This is a genomic window from Caldanaerobius polysaccharolyticus DSM 13641, assembly GCF_000427425.1.
Classification (GTDB): Bacteria; Bacillota; Thermoanaerobacteria; order Thermoanaerobacterales; family Caldanaerobiaceae; genus Caldanaerobius; species Caldanaerobius polysaccharolyticus.
On sequence record NZ_KE386495.1, the window covers coordinates 1,207,634 to 1,226,319 of the forward strand.

The 18,686-nt window shown below is 46.5% G+C and carries 18 protein-coding genes; 3 read left to right on the forward strand and 15 right to left on the reverse strand.

All coding sequences use genetic code 11. From position 1 onward, the window contains the following. The first annotated feature begins 13 nt into the window (after window positions 1-13). Complete coding sequence (locus tag CALPO_RS0112665) at window positions 14-1,030, forward strand: stalk domain-containing protein (RefSeq protein WP_026487655.1); 1,017 nt, start codon at window positions 14-16, stop codon at window positions 1,028-1,030. A 51-nt stretch (window positions 1,031-1,081) separates the two neighbouring features. Here the strand turns inward: CALPO_RS0112665 and CALPO_RS14025 are convergent, their stop codons facing one another. The 14 genes from CALPO_RS14025 to CALPO_RS15300 all read right to left on the reverse strand — a co-directional run bounded on the left by CALPO_RS14025 (window position 1,082) and on the right by CALPO_RS15300 (window position 14,513). Then, window positions 1,082-1,381 (reverse strand): nucleotide modification associated domain-containing protein, encoded by a 300-nt coding sequence (locus tag CALPO_RS14025; RefSeq protein ID WP_051585995.1) that lies wholly within the window; start codon window positions 1,379-1,381, stop codon window positions 1,082-1,084. Window positions 1,382-1,417: 36 nt separating this feature from the next. Next, window positions 1,418-1,978, reverse strand: coding sequence for a dUTP diphosphatase (dut, locus tag CALPO_RS0112675; protein ID WP_218915190.1), 561 nt, complete (start codon window positions 1,976-1,978; stop codon window positions 1,418-1,420). A gap of 49 nt (window positions 1,979-2,027) precedes the next feature. After that, the gene (locus tag CALPO_RS0112680; RefSeq protein WP_026487657.1) at window positions 2,028-4,214 is read right to left on the reverse strand and encodes an adenosylcobalamin-dependent ribonucleoside-diphosphate reductase; all 2,187 of its coding nucleotides are present in this window, start codon (window positions 4,212-4,214) and stop codon (window positions 2,028-2,030) included. An 86-nt stretch (window positions 4,215-4,300) separates the two neighbouring features. Continuing rightward, window positions 4,301-4,525 carry a hypothetical protein gene (locus CALPO_RS0112685; protein ID WP_026487658.1) on the reverse strand — a complete coding sequence of 75 codons (225 nt, stop codon included), beginning with the start codon at window positions 4,523-4,525 and terminating at the stop codon, window positions 4,301-4,303. Window positions 4,526-4,541: 16 nt separating this feature from the next. Then, entirely contained in the window at window positions 4,542-6,839 is a 2,298-nt protein-coding gene (locus CALPO_RS0112690; protein ID WP_026487659.1) for a DNA polymerase, read from the reverse strand. Window positions 6,840-6,855: 16 nt separating this feature from the next. Further along, window positions 6,856-7,302, reverse strand: coding sequence for a RuvC family protein (locus tag CALPO_RS0112695; protein WP_156940202.1), 447 nt, complete (start codon window positions 7,300-7,302; stop codon window positions 6,856-6,858). A gap of 192 nt (window positions 7,303-7,494) precedes the next feature. After that, a complete protein-coding gene (locus tag CALPO_RS0112705) occupies window positions 7,495-9,903 on the reverse strand; it encodes a bifunctional DNA primase/polymerase (RefSeq protein ID WP_026487662.1) in 2,409 nt (802 codons plus the stop codon). Between the two features lie 78 nt (window positions 9,904-9,981). Next, window positions 9,982-10,416, reverse strand: coding sequence for a DUF669 domain-containing protein (locus CALPO_RS0112710; protein WP_026487663.1), 435 nt, complete (start codon window positions 10,414-10,416; stop codon window positions 9,982-9,984). Next, the gene (locus CALPO_RS0112715; protein ID WP_026487664.1) at window positions 10,397-11,152 is read right to left on the reverse strand and encodes an ATP-binding protein; all 756 of its coding nucleotides are present in this window, start codon (window positions 11,150-11,152) and stop codon (window positions 10,397-10,399) included. Before CALPO_RS0112715 ends, CALPO_RS0112710 begins: the two co-directional genes overlap by 20 nt. Before the next feature lie 4 nt (window positions 11,153-11,156). Further along, window positions 11,157-11,357, reverse strand: a complete 201-nt coding sequence (locus tag CALPO_RS0112720; RefSeq protein ID WP_026487665.1) for a hypothetical protein — start codon at window positions 11,355-11,357, stop codon at window positions 11,157-11,159. A gap of 4 nt (window positions 11,358-11,361) precedes the next feature. Next, on the reverse strand, window positions 11,362-12,231 hold the full coding sequence (locus tag CALPO_RS0112725; RefSeq protein WP_026487666.1) for a PD-(D/E)XK nuclease family protein: 870 nt from the start codon (window positions 12,229-12,231) through the stop codon (window positions 11,362-11,364). A 1-nt stretch (window position 12,232) separates the two neighbouring features. Continuing rightward, complete coding sequence (locus tag CALPO_RS0112730; protein WP_026487667.1) at window positions 12,233-13,798, reverse strand: DEAD/DEAH box helicase; 1,566 nt, start codon at window positions 13,796-13,798, stop codon at window positions 12,233-12,235. Continuing rightward, the gene (locus tag CALPO_RS14030) at window positions 13,782-14,036 is read right to left on the reverse strand and encodes a helix-turn-helix transcriptional regulator (RefSeq protein ID WP_035172645.1); all 255 of its coding nucleotides are present in this window, start codon (window positions 14,034-14,036) and stop codon (window positions 13,782-13,784) included. The genes CALPO_RS0112730 and CALPO_RS14030 overlap by 17 nt, the downstream gene beginning before the upstream one ends. 105 nt (window positions 14,037-14,141) lie before the next feature. Continuing rightward, complete coding sequence (locus tag CALPO_RS15300; RefSeq protein WP_156940203.1) at window positions 14,142-14,513, reverse strand: helix-turn-helix transcriptional regulator; 372 nt, start codon at window positions 14,511-14,513, stop codon at window positions 14,142-14,144. Between CALPO_RS15300 and CALPO_RS14320 the strand changes: the two genes are divergently transcribed. Together CALPO_RS14320 and CALPO_RS14040 are read left to right on the forward strand one after the other, a co-directional pair. Beyond that, window positions 14,413-15,276 (forward strand): helix-turn-helix domain-containing protein, encoded by an 864-nt coding sequence (locus CALPO_RS14320; protein WP_051585996.1) that lies wholly within the window; start codon window positions 14,413-14,415, stop codon window positions 15,274-15,276. The two genes, CALPO_RS15300 and CALPO_RS14320, sit on opposite strands and share 101 nt — an antisense overlap. Continuing rightward, a complete protein-coding gene (locus tag CALPO_RS14040) occupies window positions 15,266-16,477 on the forward strand; it encodes a tyrosine-type recombinase/integrase (protein ID WP_051585997.1) in 1,212 nt (403 codons plus the stop codon). The genes CALPO_RS14320 and CALPO_RS14040 overlap by 11 nt, the downstream gene beginning before the upstream one ends. A gap of 659 nt (window positions 16,478-17,136) precedes the next feature. Here CALPO_RS14040 and CALPO_RS0112760 read toward each other — a convergent pair. Continuing rightward, window positions 17,137-18,372, reverse strand: coding sequence for an IS110 family RNA-guided transposase (locus tag CALPO_RS0112760; RefSeq protein WP_026487670.1), 1,236 nt, complete (start codon window positions 18,370-18,372; stop codon window positions 17,137-17,139). Between the last annotated feature and the right edge of the window lie 314 nt (window positions 18,373-18,686).

The following is an 18,686-nucleotide window of genomic DNA, read 5'->3' on the forward strand; positions in this document are numbered from 1 at the left end:
GGGGTGTATAAGCATGTATGACGAATGGCGCAAACTTATGAACAAACTTGAACAGTATAAACAACCATATGGTCTGTTACCTTCGCCGCCAGACCCAAGGGATTTTAGGTATAAAGTATTTGCTGGCGCACAGCCTCTACCGCCTGCTTTTAGCCGCAAAGATGAGATGCCACCGGTACGAGACCAAGGGCCGTATGGCACTTGCGTCGGTTTTGCCACATGGGCTATTAAGGAATGGCAGGAACGTCAACAAAACGATACGCCACAAAGCGGTTTATCACCACGGTTTATTTATCAAATGGCAAAGCAGCTTGATGGCGTACCAGGTGTGCCAGGTACCTATCCGCGTGTTGCCCTAAAAGTTGTTCAGGATTATGGAGATTGTCCTGAACAGGTATTTCCATACAATGAATTAAAGGCAGATAGGAATCTACCAAAGCCTGACCCGTGCATTATCGAGGCAGCTAAACCGTATAAGGTAAGCGCATACGCCCGACTCTACAGCTTAGAAGAAGTAAAGCGTGCCATCGTTGAACAAGGCCCCGTATTACTGGCGGTAATAGTTACGGACAGCTTTGTCAAAGCTAAAGACTTTATTCCACAACCCAGTAATGACGTATACGGCGGACACGCTATAGTAGCCTGCGGGTACGATGATAACGTTAAGCTCGGCCCGTATACTGGTGGCGTTCTTATGATGAATTCATGGGGAACTTCATGGGCACAAAAAGGCTTCTGCTGGATACCGTATCAGGCATGGAACTGGCGAATTGACTCAGATACGCCGTTTATCGTTGAAGCATGGGCTTGTGTCGATTTACCATTCACACCGAAAATGGCCAAGCATATACTGCTAAAGATAGGCAACAAAACCGCTTTTGTAGACGGTGAATATGTACAGCTTGATGTTCCGCCAAAAATAGAGAATGACAGGACACTTCTTCCAGTTCGTTTTGTAGCCGAGCAAGCAGGCTATATAGTTAATTGGCAACCCACCAACAGGATAGTAGAACTGAGAAGGCCTTGGTAACAAAAATAAAAAGCCCCTACCAGGAGAAACCCTGGTAGGGGCTTTTTGCGTTTATTGCTCTTTTTCAAGTGGGAAACCAAATAGGCATCTTCGTAGCATAATACCTATTATGGCGTAGTTAGCAATGTCCTTCCACGTGTCTTCAATTGACTCGTTTTTCGGCGTTAACTTATCCATTATCAAGTGTTTTAACCTCGAAACCTTGTCGTTTAATCGCACCAACACACCGAATTCACCGAACTCAAGAATATTATTTGGACCATAGTCATGTTGCTTTGCTATCAGGAGCTCTTTCAGCTCCTGCATGACTGCATCGACAGCCTGGTTGAATGTGGTAATCTCTTTTGGCATACTGAAACACTCCTTTCTTAGTGCATTATTAACCGTTTAGCTCACACCAGTGCTACCAAACCCATGACTACCACGCTCTGTTTCAGATAGGGTGGTGACATATACCAATTTTGGTATATGCACCGGCGCAACCACAAGCTGGGCAATTCTGTCATATGGCCTGATTACGTGAGGTGTCTTGACAACGTTACATAGAGTTACCATGAGCTCTCCACGATAACCATTATCCACCGTACCGTACACAGCCAAAAGTCCTGCTTTACTCCATCCACTTCTTGGTCTAATTTGTCCTTCATACCCTGGAGGAAGTTCTATGGCTATTCCTACGGGTACGGTAAGGCATTCGTAGGGCTGCAAAACAACTTCGTGGTCTAACCGTGCCTTCAAGTCCAAACCAGAGTCAGTTGGATAAGCGCGTACGGGTTCACAATTCTTGTCTATTAGCACTATTTTTAGTTCACTTTGCTCTTTGAAATCCCTGTACGTCTCTTTGGCAATTGCAGCAATGCTTTCTAAAAGGTCTGCAAACACTTCATCATGTTCTTTCACCTGGCGATAGCGATTTGCAACATATGCAAGGCAAAGACTTGTTAACAAAGCAACTATAAGTGTTGCATACGTAATGAACAACACTGCGTCACACTCCTTAGCAGGCAGAATAACCACAATTTTGACATGTCTTGCAGCCTTCACCTGACACCAGGGTTGCCATTCCGCACGATGGGCAGATGTCTACAATCGGCCCCTGTGATTGTTTTGGTTCATAATTGGTTGAAGCACGTAATACCTTGCCGATTGCGTCAGGTACGGAGGTTACACGGTTGGGTCCGAAACCTACGGAATTCGCTCCACCGATACCTATTAGCTGGTCTGTGATTTCATCAACAGATACACCACTTCGCAACGCTAAAGAAATCAACCGTGCTATAGCTTCCGTGAAAGCTGCTATATCGGAACCAGCCCGGCCTATGTTAGCAAATAACTCAAATGGCTTATTGTCCAGGAAATTGACGGTTACGTAAGCCCTGCCAACGGGTGTTTCTATACGCTGTGTTATACCGTGTAGTGTAGCAGGTCTACCTGTTTTCTGCTGCTGGGGTTGCTCTGGCTGCTGTGGCTTCTGCGATGATGCGGTTACCAAAACACCCTCACGAGAGCCATCTCTGTAAACTGTAATTCCTTTGCACCCAAGTTCATAGGCCAGTTCGTATATGCGCTTTACATCGTCCACGCTTGCGGAGTTTGGCAGATTCACTGTTTTGGATACGCTGGCGTCCACATATTTCTGTACGACTGCTTGCATTTTAACGTGTTCTTCTGGTGTAACTTCATGGGCACAAACGAAAGCTGGGCAGTCTGCAAGCCAGTGGCGTATTACGCGTTCGCCAATACGGTCTTTTCTTACGTATTCCTTTGCGAAGTTCGGTTCAATACCGGAGCTAACACCGGCGATAATTGATGTTGTTCCTGTAGGTGCTTGTGTAAGTAGTGTAGCGTTACGTATTCCATGTTCTGCAATTCCTTTGCGTATGTGTTCCGGTAAAGATTGCACATATGGTGACCTTAGATAAGCCTGTGCGTGGAAAGCCGGGAACGCACCGCGTTCTTTGGCAAGTTCTATAGAGGCTTCATAGGCAGCTTCGGAGATTGTGGCAAACACTTTTTCCGTAAACTTTATAGCTTCAGGCGAACCATACCTCATCTTTAACAGTATTAAGGTGTCTGCCAATCCCATAGTGCCAAGCCCGATTCGACGTAGCCTTTTACTTTGCTTTTCATTTTGTAGTATAAAGTATTTATTCAAGTCTATTACATTGTCGAGGAAGCGCACTCCAATTTTGACCGTTTTCGCTAGTTCTTCATAGTTGAATATACCCTTTTCAACAAATGCTACGAGATTTACCGAACCCAAATCGCAAACTCCGTACTCCTCCAAGCCTAGCTCGCCGCAGGGGTTTGTGGCAATAATCTTTGAGCAGTACGAAGCGTTATAGAGCTTGTTGTATCTGTCAAGGAATACTACACCGGGTTCACCCATTTCCCATGCTGCCGTAATTATCTTGTTCCAAAGCTCTCTTGCCGGTATTTCACGGTAGATTATCGTCGGATAGCCAGCAGCTTTCCACATGTCCAGGTCGCCGTCCCATTCTAAGTCGTACCGTGGGTGCTTCGTATCGGGGAACTCCAATACCCAGTCTTCATCGTTTTTTACAGCTTCCATAAACCTGTCCGATATACATACCGATAAGTTAGCATGTTTTAACTTGGTTAAGTCTTTCTTGACCTCTATGAATTCAAGAATGTCCGGATGCCAATCCCACAGCATAAACATCAGTGCAGCCCTACGGCTACCACCCTGTTCAACCTGGTCGGCTACACCATCAGCAGCTAACATCCAACTAACGGCGCCTGACGATATACCACCAACACCTCTTACATAAGCTCCACGCGGTCTGAGCGTACTCCAGTTGATACCAACACCTCCACCGCGGGAATTTATTTCAAGCATTTTTGCTATGGTATCCATTATTGCGGTACGACTATCATTGCCCCTGTGTAGTTCATTTGAACGTACTGCTATGACATAGCAATTGAAATACGTCACTTCATGTCCGCTACCAGCACCGGCGAGAATTCTACCTCCCGGTATGAATTTCCACTCATTCATTACCTTAAAAAACATTTCTCGTTCTGCGTCAGTTTGGCCAACAGCATTAGCAACACGTCTGAACGTTTCCTCCGGCGTGTGCTCAATCGGTCTACCTTTTATATCCTTCAGGGCGTAACGATTAAGAAATACTTTTTCACGCTGCTCATTCCAAGCAGGAAGCATAGTAAATCATCCCTCCATGTAATTTTGTTGGTTTGCGAAGTGCACCTGGCAGGAATCGAACCTGCACCCTTGGTGTAGTACACCGTTTATTGGAAATTGATAACGGTCTGCTCGCGGGAGCTTATGATAGCCGTTGTTAAAGATGCCAGTGCTTGACGCGCTTCTTCAGGACTCTTATAACAGCCTATAATTACGTCTTTACCATTGCTCAGAAGCACTCGCAGAGTACAATCACAGTCAACTACACCTATGGCGGCTATAGTGGAGAGGTTTAAAAGCAGCTTATCATGTACTCGTAACCACTGTACCACTTTTCCTAACCCTCCTTTACTTAACTTCCTCCAGAGATCCCCATCTTTGACCTATCTTGACCTCAGCATCAAATGGTATGGTGCCATCCAGTACATGGCCGACCATCTCCTGTTTGAGCCATCTAGCAACTTCTACGGGGTCTTCTTTAGTCTCAAGGAGAATACTGTCGTGTACGGTTAACAGCATTCTGGTATTTGGATTGTTCTGTAGCTGATGACCTATGCGGATTATGGCACTCAGCGTTATGTCGCTTGCCGTACTCTGAATTGGTGTGTTCACTGCCTGTCTCATTACTTCGGAACGATTTTCGCCGGTTATGAGGTCAAAATGTCTCTTGCGCCTGAATGGTGTAGTTGTTACACCAGTTGCAAGTACCAGTTGTTGCTGTGCGTGTATCCATTCTTTAACACGTGGAAAGGCGGCAAAGAATCTATCATAGAGTTCCTGTGCCTCTGTGACAGAGATACCGAGGTCTCTTGCAAGTGATTCAACGGTTTTGCCATATATGAGTCCGAACGTAATGCGCTTTGCTGCCTGACGCATTTCAGGTGTAACCTCTTCCGGCTTTTTGCGGAACATGATACTGGCGGTTCTTATATGCATATCGCCACCTTCAGACAGCGCTTTTATCAAGTTCGGGTCTTTACAATACCATGCCAGAACTCTTACTTCTGCTTGTGATAAATCGCCTTCAACCAAGGTGTATCCCGGCGTGGCAATAAAGGAGTTTCTTGCTTCTGGTGTTTTTGGAATGTTTTGTAAATTGATAGGGTTACTGCTTGAAAGCCTGCCCGTAACAGTACCATGCAGGTTGAACGTAGTGCGAACACGACCGTCTTCATCGGCAGCTTCAAGAAGGGCATCCACGTACGTACGAAGCATTTTCACCTTACCGCGGTATTCCAGTATCTTGGCAGGCAATGGGTGAAACTCTTGAACAGCCATGAGAGATTCTTCATCAGTAGAGTATTTGCCGTTTGGTATTGGCAGCTTCAGGTCATAATAGAGTAGCTGTACGAGCTGTTTTGGTGAACGCGGATTGAATTCTCTACCCGCCAGTTGGAACATCTCCTGCTCCAGTGCTTGTGTCTCTGCCTTCAATTTGGTAGCCGTCTCTTGCAGATATTGACGGTCTACCAAAACACCTGTGTATTCCACTCTGGCGAGAACATTGGCAGCCGGATATAGCATGTTGTGCAGTAGCCAAGTAGCATCACTATCAAGCTCCTGTTCCAGGACTTTTTGTAAGGCCAACGTACTGGCAGCGTCGTACGCATTGTACTTCCACAGCTCATTAGGTGGACAGTCTTCCATGTGAGAGTAATACTCTTTTATCGGTGCATCGTAATCACCGAGATTTAAGTAACGTCTTACCAATGGCTTTAGCTTGTGCTCACCGGGGCGTTCATCGAGGGTATAGTGCATCAGCATGGTATCAGCACCGACATGAGGCGTGGTGAAGCCGTTACGCCACAACACCTGAATATCGTATTTCAGATTATGGCCGATTAGCTTCTTGTCTTTCAGTGCTTCATCTAGCAACGGTACGGTTCGTGGGTCGGCCAAGGCCTCCTGTGTTACGACGACAGCCGTGTTGCATTTCCAGGATAAGCCAATACACAACAGTTTACTGTTGCTAGCGGTTTCAACGTCGATAGCGACTTCTGACACGCTTTTAAGTCGTTCTACTAACTCGAGGATGTGGTCGTAAGTATGCAACGTGACGTATTCGACATCAGGGCTAACGGTTACGTACTTCTTTTCGGTTAGCAATGATGCGGCACGCTTCACGTCTCTGATAAGGTCAACGTATAGGCTCGGGCTTCTTAAAACGGCCGCAGGATGGTATGTTGGCACAACATAGGCATTAACATCAGCACACCAGTTCATCGTGCCATGCACATCGCTTATGTTAGCCCTACCGATGAGTGCGTAAACAGCAGCATTACCTAGCGCTATAACGACTTTTGGTAATCTTTCCTTAACTTCACCTATAAGCCTTTCGCGGCAAGCCTTTATTTCTGCTGCCTTTGGTGCTCTGTGAGGGATAGGTCGGCACAAGCAGCTATTTGTGATATAGCACTGAGTCCTGTCAATTTCCGCTTCCTCTAAAACTTTACTTAATAGCTGACCCGCCTTACCAACAAATGGCTTGCCCTGCATAACCTCTGTGTCGCCGGGAGCTTCGCCGACAATCACAACCTCCGCCGTGTCAGGGCCGTATCCGGGTACGAACGGAAATTCCCGTAGACCGCATGAATCGCAATTTGCACCGACAGGACAAGCGTCTTTTCCTCGTATCAGTTGTTGCATACCAAAGCTCCCCCTTTCAGAATTTCACAACAAAGGACTTTCTCGGATAATGCGTAATGACAAACCACACGGCGTGACGTAAAGCGTCCTTCGCATGTGGCAGTCCTCTGAACATCGGTGTTTTTTCAAGTTCGCCGGTATGTTTCTGGCCAATCTTACGCATTGAAGCCGGTTGCTCTACTACTATCGCCTTTTCTGGTGTTCTTCTGTAAGACCACGTATATATAGCGCCTATTATCTGACTTGGTACCATTGGGTCCCAGCCCAAAGCTTTTGATTTCCAGGGGTACAGTCGGAATTCTTCCACTACTATTACATCTGGGTCCCAAGCATCCAGATATTCCAGCACTTCGTTAAGGCTTTCAGCTTGAACGGCGTATTGGCAGGTTACATCCTTCTCATTTACCTCCAGCAATACCATTCCAGTTTTCTTCCGCCCTGGGTCTACGCCCGCGACGCGCATGTTTCTTTTTGCACCCCCTTATCCTTTCTAAAGCCAACTCACGCATACCACTAGGGGAATAACCAAGAGCATCCGCGATGAACTCAAACCACCTACTGTAAAAGAAGTCTACGTCTTTGTCCTTGATGGCCTGCCAAATTATATTCAGTGCCAACCTGCGATAAGGGTCCATGTCACGAAAATCACCGGGTTTCATTGTTCCATCCCTCCAAACAGCTGCACGACCTCATCAACTTCGTACCGCAAGGCCGCTTCGGTGACCCGTTCCTTAGTGAGAAGGTACGCTCTTTCACCCCTGTGCCTTTTGTTCCACAGGCGAATGGTGTAATCCGATGTGTTATCAATTATTCCTGTTGCTACTAACTCGCGCCCTATTCGCTCGGTTGATAACTGCTCTGGGTCAAGCCCCATGTATTCGGCAACGATTTCGCGAATGGTGCCTGATGTATACCACGCGGCCCCATCAGGTGTATCCCTGCCTCTGGGTACGATGGGCTGGGTATCTTCATCATCTCCACCTTTCGTCAGCAACTTCCAGCAGGTCCAAATAACAGCTACTGTGTATGAACTCTGCTCCTGCCCACGCTTTTCCTGCAAACACGCTTTATTGTAGTCAATGACCCTTTTTAAAAGGTCCATACCGCCAATTTCATAGGCTATCGTTGCCGGAACCAACCATATATCCCTTTCTCTGTCTACAATGCCGTAGTCCCTAAGGATACCAAGCACTTCTTTCACTCTTTCAACAATGCGTTTGGCGTATGTTAAGCCGAAAAAGTAGAGCTTGTTACGAAGCAACTGGAAGCGCTGTTCCTGTTCCATCAGAACCAAATCGCCGACTTTGCTTCCCAATGGTGGACGGCCCACCCGGATTGGTATGGCCCTGTCTACCAAAGCGTCCGGCAGGCGGTTCATCGTAGCAAACGCCTTTGGGGCATAAGCGTCGTAACCGTGTGGTGTGTAGTTCTCACCTTCGGCACGTACATAAAGCCTGCCTCGCTGATAGCTGTTGAGCAGAAGACCCAAGCGGTCGTCAACACCACCCTGAGCTACTATCGACGAATTCATCAGTTCAGTCTCATCTGCCAGGACGGTGGACTGGCTCGTACCTACCGATCTGGCCAGTCCAGCAGTTGACACGTTAGCAGTAGCAAGGGCGTTGTAACAAAGTTTTTCGAGGATGTCCAGTGTTCTTGATTTTCCCGAGCGTTTTGTACCGGTTAGCGCCAAATAGCTGGTGCGGTCGAAGCAGGTAAAAACGTATGAATTCATAACCCATAATGCAAGAATTAGTGACGTGTCTTTCTGAGGGTACCACATAAACTCATCAAAGACCGCTGTTAGCTCATCAAGAAGTTCCCTGGCATCAACCGTACGTTCCCCATGAAGCCATTCAAACACATTGTAGGGGGTAGCCCTATCAAGGCTCCATCTAAGTACGAGGTTCATCTGTGGTGGGGATACCCCTTTCGGTGGGTCAAGTAGGGTTCTTTCAGACGTAATGAGTTTAAAAACATATTCATCTTGCGTCACCGCCCTCGGATTTGTCGGTAGCCACATGCCGTAATAGAAAACACCTTTATAAAAGTCCTGTGCGGCTAAGACATACGGGCGACGAGGCTCATCCAAGGGGACGGGTTCTGGTTCTTTAATGGTGGCAGCTTGTTGAAGCATTTTTTGCAAAGCAGTTTTGGTAAAGCCGCCAGCCTTACGAGCTAGCTCGGAATAATACTCTCGCTCTAATTCACCCAAATCCTGTAGCGCTACCCCTAACTGTTGGACAAGGTGTATTTTGGCTTGGTGGTCCTCTGCCTGTCTGAGCTTTTCGATTAGCTCTTCGGCCTGCGGTTTTGCCTGCTTGCGTTCTTCTTCCATCCTGCGGGCACTGGCTATTTTCGTCTTTGCCCATTCGACTTCATCCGGGTCTCCTGGATGTTGCCCCATAGGGGGTTTGTTTCGGCGGTTCCAGACCAAGAGTAAGGCTAAAATCTCTTCATCGCTCAAGCCACGCCGCACCCACCGTCCAACAAGGCGAATAGCAGCGTTGTCTCGCTCTCCTTGTGCTACGCCTTTAAGCAGTTCCTCATACCAGGTTTCATTTTCACTAGTAGTTGAACTAGGGCTTAGTTCCAACAACCATTTAGGAAAGTCAGCAATCGGTGTGTTTTGGTCTAACCACACGTAGCCACCATTCGCCAACGTTGTTGGTGGGGCCACAACATAACCACCATCGCCTCGTATATCTACACCGGGTAGGATATTTGTTTGATTTGGTACATACCCTCCCGGATGTTTGTAGTAGTAGTGACGCCCACCGGATGGCGTAACTACTGTCAGCGTAGGCGGTAGAGATAAGTTTTTAAGCGCTTCAGCACCGCCTCGTTTGACATCTTCATCTACCACAACAATTCCTGAAATCGCTCCTGTGATTATAGCGACGCCCAATTCGGGGTGAGCACCCCACCATGAGTGAATTTCTTTTTCAGTCACGCGGCGATGCTGAAGCTCTTTCCATGTATCTAAAGCAGGTTTTTTCGTGTTTGGTAATATCGGTAATACGTTAAATCCACGTTGCCAGAGTGCAATAACTTCCTTCACCATATACTGCTCCTCCCATCAGTATGTACATATGGGCTGAAGCAGGGTAGAGGAGCCAACCCTGCTTCTACGCCCTTAAAGTTAGAAGTTTATAAGTTTCTTTGCAGAGCTGCTATTGCCCTCGCCGTTGTTAGGTGCTTCAACACGCTGTACACGGTTACGCTGACGACCATTGTAGTCCTCAATACCCACCTGGATACGTACGCGTTTGTTGTGTAGCGAGTCGGTGTCTAATACGAACTTAGGATTATCGCTATCTAGTAAACCCACAGCTTTCAGCAACTGGCCGAGTTTCCATTTCGCTTTGTCAGTAAGTGCATAATTCTCGAAAACCACACGACCGCTATATTCCGGGTGATTCTGAATTACAAACGGTACACTAAGCACCTCATTACCGGCTTGCGAGTTACGCAGCTCAATGCGGCTTGCATCAACCACCGCATCATACACACCGGCTGGCACCGGCGTGGGCTCGTCGATATTGACATTTGTAAAATCAAGCAACAGTTTTGGCATTTCCACATACCTCCTCAAAGATTTTTGTAAAGTTTGGGCTTTCAATAACCGGCGGCAGTACACCACCAGGATTTTTAGCTACGTAAGTGTCCGTAGCTTCAACCAGCAATTTTCTCACATGGCCGTCATCCGTTTCGACGGCCTTCAAACAACCCACCAGGTTAAACAACCCTGGAAGCTCAAGCGCCAAAGACCTCGGTTGCACCAGCGGCACTTTGAGCATTTCCTGACGGACATCCTGCACTAAGCAGGTCATAACAACATGCATAGGCAGGTCCCTGAACATACGAACCATGTGGCGCAGCTTCTCGCTGACCCTGAACCAGTCGCCCTGCTCAGGTACGTCGGGGTCATGAGATGGTCGGCGCTCCACAGCAGTTTCAACAATTGAGCGTGTAAGTCTGCGGTTAAGGTCGGTGAGGCTGTCTAGAACGACCGTTTGGAAGTCATGCTCACCGCTCTGAAGAAACTCAAAGGCCTCCTCCAAGTCACTCCACGCAGCCACAGGCCACACAGCAATTTCCTTATTCAAGTCCTTTTGTACCCTTAGCATAGTAGCTTTAGATACGTCATACTCAGTAAGCAGCACTAGCGGGTTTGGCGCTGTGCACGCGAGGTAGGTTTTGCCCGCACCAGGCTCGCCGTATATAAGCGCCTTCACGTACAAAGTCATCTCACTGGCGAGCTTTATCTTTGGATGCAGTTTCTTGGGCGGGGTTAATACAGTCTCTGACATAAAATCACACTCCTTTCAGAGGTTCGTGATACAACATCCCTGCACTAAGCGGTGTATCTGTAATGTCCTTAACTACAACAGCATCTGGACTAAAATGATTGCTGTCGTTTTTCACCTTAGAAAGCACATTACATACCGCTTCTTCTTCGTTATCCGCCTTAACGATGTACCTTATCTGTATCTCTACAAAATAAGTCTTTGGCATTTTATTACACAGCCTCTTCGTCAAGGATCGGCGCTGGCTCACCCGTTGTGAAAAGCATATCTTTAATGCCTTCCACGTCGCTGCCGTCTTCCTCTGCTACGCAAAGCTCTCTGTAGGGGCACTTCCAACCGCAATGGAAACCCGGCGCTGGGATAAAGAGTTTATCTGTTTTGATTTGTCGATAGATGCGGTACAGCCTATAACGCAGCCCTTCAATCTCATGCTGGTTGCGCAGTACCCTTGTGCGGTGTATTATGCCACCTCTGGCCCTTACTGGGTCTACCTTTCGGATAATCGTATAAATAACACCCACCACCTTGCGGTCCGGGTATAATTGACTAGCTGCCATAAGGTAGTAGCCTGCTTGACTGTCTAACCTCAACACCGTCTCACTAACCACGCTTTTATAGAACTTGTGCTCCATGAGCCAGATATTGCCATATATATCTTCCGCTATGCCGTCAAAAGTCCCGACGTAGTAGGCGTTGGATATTCTGCGTTTCTCGCCCCAAATAGGAACAACAAAAGACTGTTCAACGGCCAGTACACGGAAGGTATCGTTGGCTCTAGCCCACGGTACATAAGCCTCTATGAGTTTACGCCCCAGTTCAGCCTGAGACTGGAATTCATCCCACTCTTCAGGACTAGCGTACGGCTCTATCTGGGCAAGCTGTTGGTTTATGTCAGCTTCGTACGCTGCTAAGGCATCCTTGCCACTGTAGTATGCGGCTAGTGCTGCATGACCGGCGCGTCCGAGAAAAAGTTTCGGGCTGGTGACTTTTGGAACCAGATGCTCAACGTATTGATAGCGATACATTCTCGGGCATGTTTGGTAAGTAGTTATCTGACTTGCATGAAGCTCAAATACTGGCACCCTAAAACACCTCCTTCCGCAATCGTTCGGCCAAGTGCTCTACGGCATCGGTCGCATGTTTTTTCTCCAGCAGAACCTCCTCAATGTATTCGTCAATCGTTCTTACAGCAGTCAGGTTAATAACGTGGACAGGATTTACCTGACCACGGCGGTGCGCACGTCCTACAGCCTGGATTTCGTTTTCCGCAGGTGTCCATGATTTGTTCAGAAAGATTACAATGTCTGCTGCCTGAAGGTTTAAACCTTCGCCAGCTGCTTGGATAGTGCCAATAAACACTCTGCAATTCGGGTCTTTGTTCAGTTTTTGAACTGCCTTTGTCCTGTCTTGGGCAGGTGTATCTCCAGTGATAGCCACTACACCAAATGGTTCTAACTTTGGTAGTAGCAATCGGACGTAATCTGCAAAGGTGGTGAATACAAGAACCTTGTGCTTTGGTGTAAGGTCTTCAAGAATTTCTAAGAGAGCTTCTGTTTTCGCGCTCTCATCTGGACCGCCAACCAGGGCAGGAGAGCACACCACCTGCCTTAGCCTCGTAAGCTGTGCCAGTACCGATGGTGCAGTAACAATATGCTCTTCGTCCAACACTGCCAGGAACTTGTCGCGAATATCCTTGTAAATTCGCCGCTGCTCACCGTCGAGAGTTAGCCATATAGTCTCCTGTGTTACCGGCGGTAAGTTCAGCAGCGATTTATCCCGCCTGAGCATAAGTGGCGCAACTTCCTCGGCGAAAGCGTTTGGGTCCTTTAACCCGTGTATCTCGGTACCGCCGAAGAAGTTATAGTCGTAATCGCAGTGCTTCTCCACAAACCGCCAGTAGCTTGAATATACATCTGGACGGATACAGTGAAGAAGAGACCATATTTCCTCAGGACTGTTAGGCATGGGTGTAGCCGTTAACAGCCATACATAAGGGATGTCCTTAGCGAGTTTGTGTATTGCCCTAGAGCGCTGCGCTCTACGGTTTTTTATAGCAGCCGCTTCGTCTACAATAAGTACATCAAAGGAACACATTTTTAGTTCTTCCAAGCGGCGAACCGCAGCCTCATAATTTGTCACAGTGAACTTTGGAGAAGGGTAGGGAAGAGTGTTTTGTGTGGTAAGAGTAAAGGCTTCACTATTTGCCCATCGTTTTATTTCAACGGTCCAGTTGTGTAGCAACGACTTCTTCGTTATCACCAGCACATGCTTGCTGTCTACCTCCATAGCCGCCCGTATAGCCTGTGCAGTCTTTCCCAGACCGACGTCGTCAGCTAAAATAGCTCTTTTAGCGTCAGCCAGGAACCGCACACCCACCCGCTGGTACGAGTCAAGGCCATCTGGGTGTTTTACTTCAGCAGTTGAGGCAAAGTGTAGTTTCTTGAGATTGCTTACATGCTTAATCATTTTTTCCACTTCGTTATCTATAACCAGACCTGGCATAATTGCCATAAGTTCACTTACGCTTACGTATGGTGAGAGCCTCCACGCCTTCAGTTCAGGCATCCATTTAGCGCCTATTTGTTTCAAGTATTCCTTGTAGTTATAAGCGTTTTGTACCAGTAAACTGCCGTCATCCGCAACGTGCAAGCTCGGCACATCCTCCACCTACCTTTCCAACGTAGCATGACGCACAGTAGTGCTGTAGTAAGCTGTAGTCGTCAAGTACACGGGCAAAGATAACAGCTATATCAGGTGGGCAGGACCTGCCGCACTCGTACGCCGAAATACTCTGCTGAGAAACCCCTACCAATTGAGCTAACCTGCTTTGTGACAAGCCTTTTCTCAAACGTGCTTTTTGCAGCATTTGGGCAAATTGTATATGCATACCGGACACCTCCTACTAAAAATTGTGGTAAAGCCTTGACAAAATAAAAATGTAGACGTATAGTAGTAGTCGAAAAGGATAATACTACAGGTAGGCGTAGTCATCTTAGAATATGCGTTCCAATGGTACCCCGAGTAGTTCAGCTATTCGGAAAGCATTGGACAAGGTAGGTGTACGCACTCCATATTCCCAAGCCATCCAAGTGCGGACACTAACACCTATCGCTTGAGCAGCTTCCCTTTGCGTTAAGCCTTTGGCTTTGCGCGCTTCACGGAGGTTTTGCCGTCGCACGATTGGTATGCCTCCTTCAAGTATTCGTCTACACCTACCTGTAGTATAACATAGAGGATGAATACTTGTCAAGAGGGGGTGAATAATGAATATGGATGTTAAATACCCGCAGTTCGGCGCATTTTTACGTAATTTAAGAGAATCAAGAAATTGGACACAAGAGGATGTAGCTAAGCAACTAGGCATCCCTTTACGCACTTGGGGAGGCTATGAACAAGGTCGTCGCCTCCCTAAGGATAGGGATTTGCTGGTCAAAATAGCTGAACTCTTTAATATACCGTTTGACGAGCTAAAGCAGGTATTGCCCAACGATGTCCTTACTCCTCATGAAAGGATAAGACAATGCCAAGAACAATATCGCCAATATCAAAACCACGTAAGCAAACTGGGAGAAGAACTGAGTACCGGTAGAGGCCCTACGGAGGAACTTCTCGCTGAGCTAAGTGATGCAAAAGACAAAATGAAGAAAACAACTCAGTATCTTTCTAAAGCGTTCATGGAGCTGTATCCATTACGTCCTGTACCGGTTATCCCTGTGCATGTAGCTGCACGCTACCACGGTGGTAGACCTCTCGACATAATCGATATTGACCCTAACGACATCAAAGACATCGTAACCGTTCCAGAAGACCACCCAGCTAACGTAGCTCTAGAAGTCAATGGAGACAGCCTAATAGAAGTGGGAATAAACGATGGAGACTACGTGTTACTTGATACAAAAGCAACCGCCAAGGATGGTGATTTGGTAGCTGTTAAGTTGAACGGTGGGGAAGGTGTTGTTAAATACTACAGACGGATAAAGGGTAAAGTGTACCTCTATTCAGCAAATAAGAACTACAAACCTATAAAAGTCACGGAAGATATGAACGCCGAAATAGTCGGTGTAGTGAAAGGAGTATGGAAGCGCACACCACCGCCGCCACCCGAGGTGTGGAGCAATGGGTCGTAGAAAGAAGAGAACACACGGCGAAGGCTCAATCTATCAGCGCTCCGATGATGGGCGCTGGGTAGCGCAGATAACAGTAAATGGAAAGCGATATACATTCTCAGGGAAGGACAGGGAAGAAGTTCTGCAAAGACTCCAAGAGGCGCAGGCCGACCGCTTACACGGTGAGTTTGTACCACGTAACAAATTAACCTTGGCCGAATGGTTGGAAACCTGGTTGAACATTTATAAAAAACCATCTATAAGTGAGAGCACTTATAGGTGTTACTCCAACACTATTCGTAATCACATCGTACCGCACATCGGCAACATCAAACTACAGCAGCTTACTCCTCTCCATCTTCAGGAGCTATACGCCGACCTTCATAAACGTGGGCTTTTACGAACAGCAACTTTAGCCCACTTGGTCCTCTATATGTCATTAGAGCAAGCTGCCATAGAGCGAAAAATCCCGAAAAACGTAGCCAAGCTGGTGGAAGCGCCCAAGTGGAAGGCCCCTAAAGCCAAAGCTCTTGAAGTGGAAGACTTGCAGCGCTTTCTTCAAGCCGCCTCGAACTATTCACTCTATCCAGCTATTGTACTTGAGGCAACTACCGGAATGCGTCGCGGAGAGGTTCTAGGACTGCGTTGGGAAGACATAAACTTTGATAAAGGTGTCATTTACATCCGTCAAGCCTTGGTAGAGATAGGAGGGAAAATCCGTATTCACCCTACCAAAACCGAAAGCGGTGCACGCGCTATGCCAGTTCCTCAACCGGTACTGGAACTGTTGCGAGAACACCGCCGCCATCAGGAGGAAGCAGCGACAGTATTGGGTTGGGATAAAGTACCGGAACTAGTATTTACAACCAGCAAGGGTACGCCTATCCATCCCCGCAATTACAATCGAACTTTCCAAACGATATGCAAAAAGACCGGGTTGGAGGGTGTATCGCCTCACATACTGCGACACACCTTTGCCACCCGGTTGTTAGAAGCCGACATTCAACCGCGTATAGCCCAAGAGTTTTTAGGCCATGCCGATGCTACTACAACTGAGGTAATTTACCACCACGTCTTACCCGGCCTAAAGCGTCAGGTAATGGGTAAAATAAATGACATAACAGAAAAGCTGCTGCAATTTCGCTGCAATAATGGTGAAAATGCAACGGAAATAAACGACAAAGAACAGCAAAATGAACATGCGAAAACCGCAGAAAATTGATACTTAGAGGGAATAGGGAGTATAGCTTTCAAATTAGGGCAGGTATTTCGTAATCAGCAGGTCAAGGGTTCGAGTCCCTTCATTAGCTCGCTATTTATGCGGGTTGGAGGAATGTTAAAAAATAATAATGGCTTGATTTCTGACATTCTTCTAGCGAAAGTTTATAGAAACGCTGCTATCATCCCATCCCCTAAAGGAGAGGAGATGAGAGCAGCGCTTTTTAATTTTTGTTACAATTAAACTATGGGTAGGGATAAAACCAGATATTCTCAATACAATGAAGTATCTCAGAGAAAAGTTTTCGTATCTCAAAAATTTAACGGGAAAAGAAAGTTTATGGACGAACAGCTATTACATAGGTACAACTGATATTCGTTCAACCGGAACGATACGGCACTATACGAAGGTGATACCTCTCAAAGGTAAAAAGTGGCTTGATAAATTCGGAGAACCCATTGACATGAAGGATCTTTATATAGGGTATCTCAAGTCACACTGGAATAGAAGACAAGCGGTGTAATGTCAAGTAGTATTTTTTGGAACCTTGAAAAATAAAGGCCTCAAAAACTCTAAAAAAGGCAACACTTAATAAACCTACCATATATTGGATAATAATGGAAGGAAACTTGGCAATCTTTAGTTAAACGTATTTGCTAAATCTATCCATTACCTCCCGGTTGGTAGATTTGGCCTTTACTCAGCAAGGCAAAGACCAGTCTCACAAGCTTACGTGCCGTTAAGACGAGGGCTCTCTTATGCTGGTGTTTGGTAACCTCATTGTACTTCTTGTAGTAAAAATCAGCATACTCTTTTGCGTGTATCCTTACGCAATTGGCTGCTTCTACAAGATAGTACCTCAAATATTGGTTGCCGCACTTAGCTAAAGAGGTGTCTTCAGCACTAAAGTTGCCAGATTGATATTTGTTCCACACGAGGCCTGCAAATTTGGCTACAGCGCATTCGTTTTTAAACCGCTTAACATCGCCAATCTCAGCCACAAGGCCTGCGGCTAATACATCGCCGATGCCTGGAATAGTAGTCAGAGTTTGGCGAAAGGCATTAAGCTGTTTAGAGATTTCTTTATTTAGTTTTTTAAGCTGAGATTCAAGAAATCTAATATTTTCAAGAGTCATGGTCAGAGTCATGCTAACAGTATCGCACATGTCGGGATTAAGACGATATGCCCTGTTAGCAGCGGATTTAAGTGTTTTAGCAATTTCTTCAGGATTGCTCAATCTATTGTTACCATGACTCAAGACAAAATCAACAAGTTCCTCCATAGGCATAACAGCGATCTCATCAGGAGTAAAAGAATCAAAAACAGAAGTAGATGCTGAGCCAAAGACGTCGCTGAAAGGACAGTCTTCCTTGTATGAAGAGAACTTGAGATAAAGCAGGTTTAAAGCTCTGCTCTTTTCACTGGATATAGTCTGTACCAAGTGGTATCTAAAGCGAGTAAGGCGCTGTAGGGCTGCATATTTAAAGTCAGGCATGGGAGTAGGGTTTACCCTACCGAATCTGACGCAATCAGCAATGACTCTGGCATCAAAATCGTCAGTTTTAGGCAAATGGGTATAAGCCTTTTTAAAACCACTGACGACAGATGGATTCATGACAAAGAATTTAGGATTAAAAGATGCCAGGTCAGGAGAAAAAGCCAGGTGGAGATGGAGGTGCCATGCATAATGAGAAGTAGCTTCCATGCCAATTTTGACACAGGAAGCATCAATAGCTTTAGCATGGGAGATCACCTCAGAGATGATAGAATCAGCACCTGGGGTATCATTAGAAACCGAAAAAGGCTTCTTAATGAGGTTATTGCCATCTTGATCAATAAAGAAAACAGAATTAGATTGACTGCTGATGTCGATACCGACGAATAAAGTACTGGGCACGTAAATTCCTCCTTTCACAAAAAATTTGAGACCAGTACCAGGTTGATCCCTGACAGATTACCGAGAAACAGCCTCGCGATATCAGAACTATGTCAATACTCATAGGATACACCGTATGGATGCTGACACATACGGAAGAGTAAGACATGGACAGCAAGCGAGTTAGAACTAAACAGGGGTGCAGTCTTTTTCGAGAAGTACCCTACAGGAGGGACTTCAGGGGGAGTTCAGAGCGACCCTGAAACCAAATCCTAGAGATAGTTTAACAGAGACAACCTGAAGAAGAAAGAGGGAATACGTGTAGTACAATACAA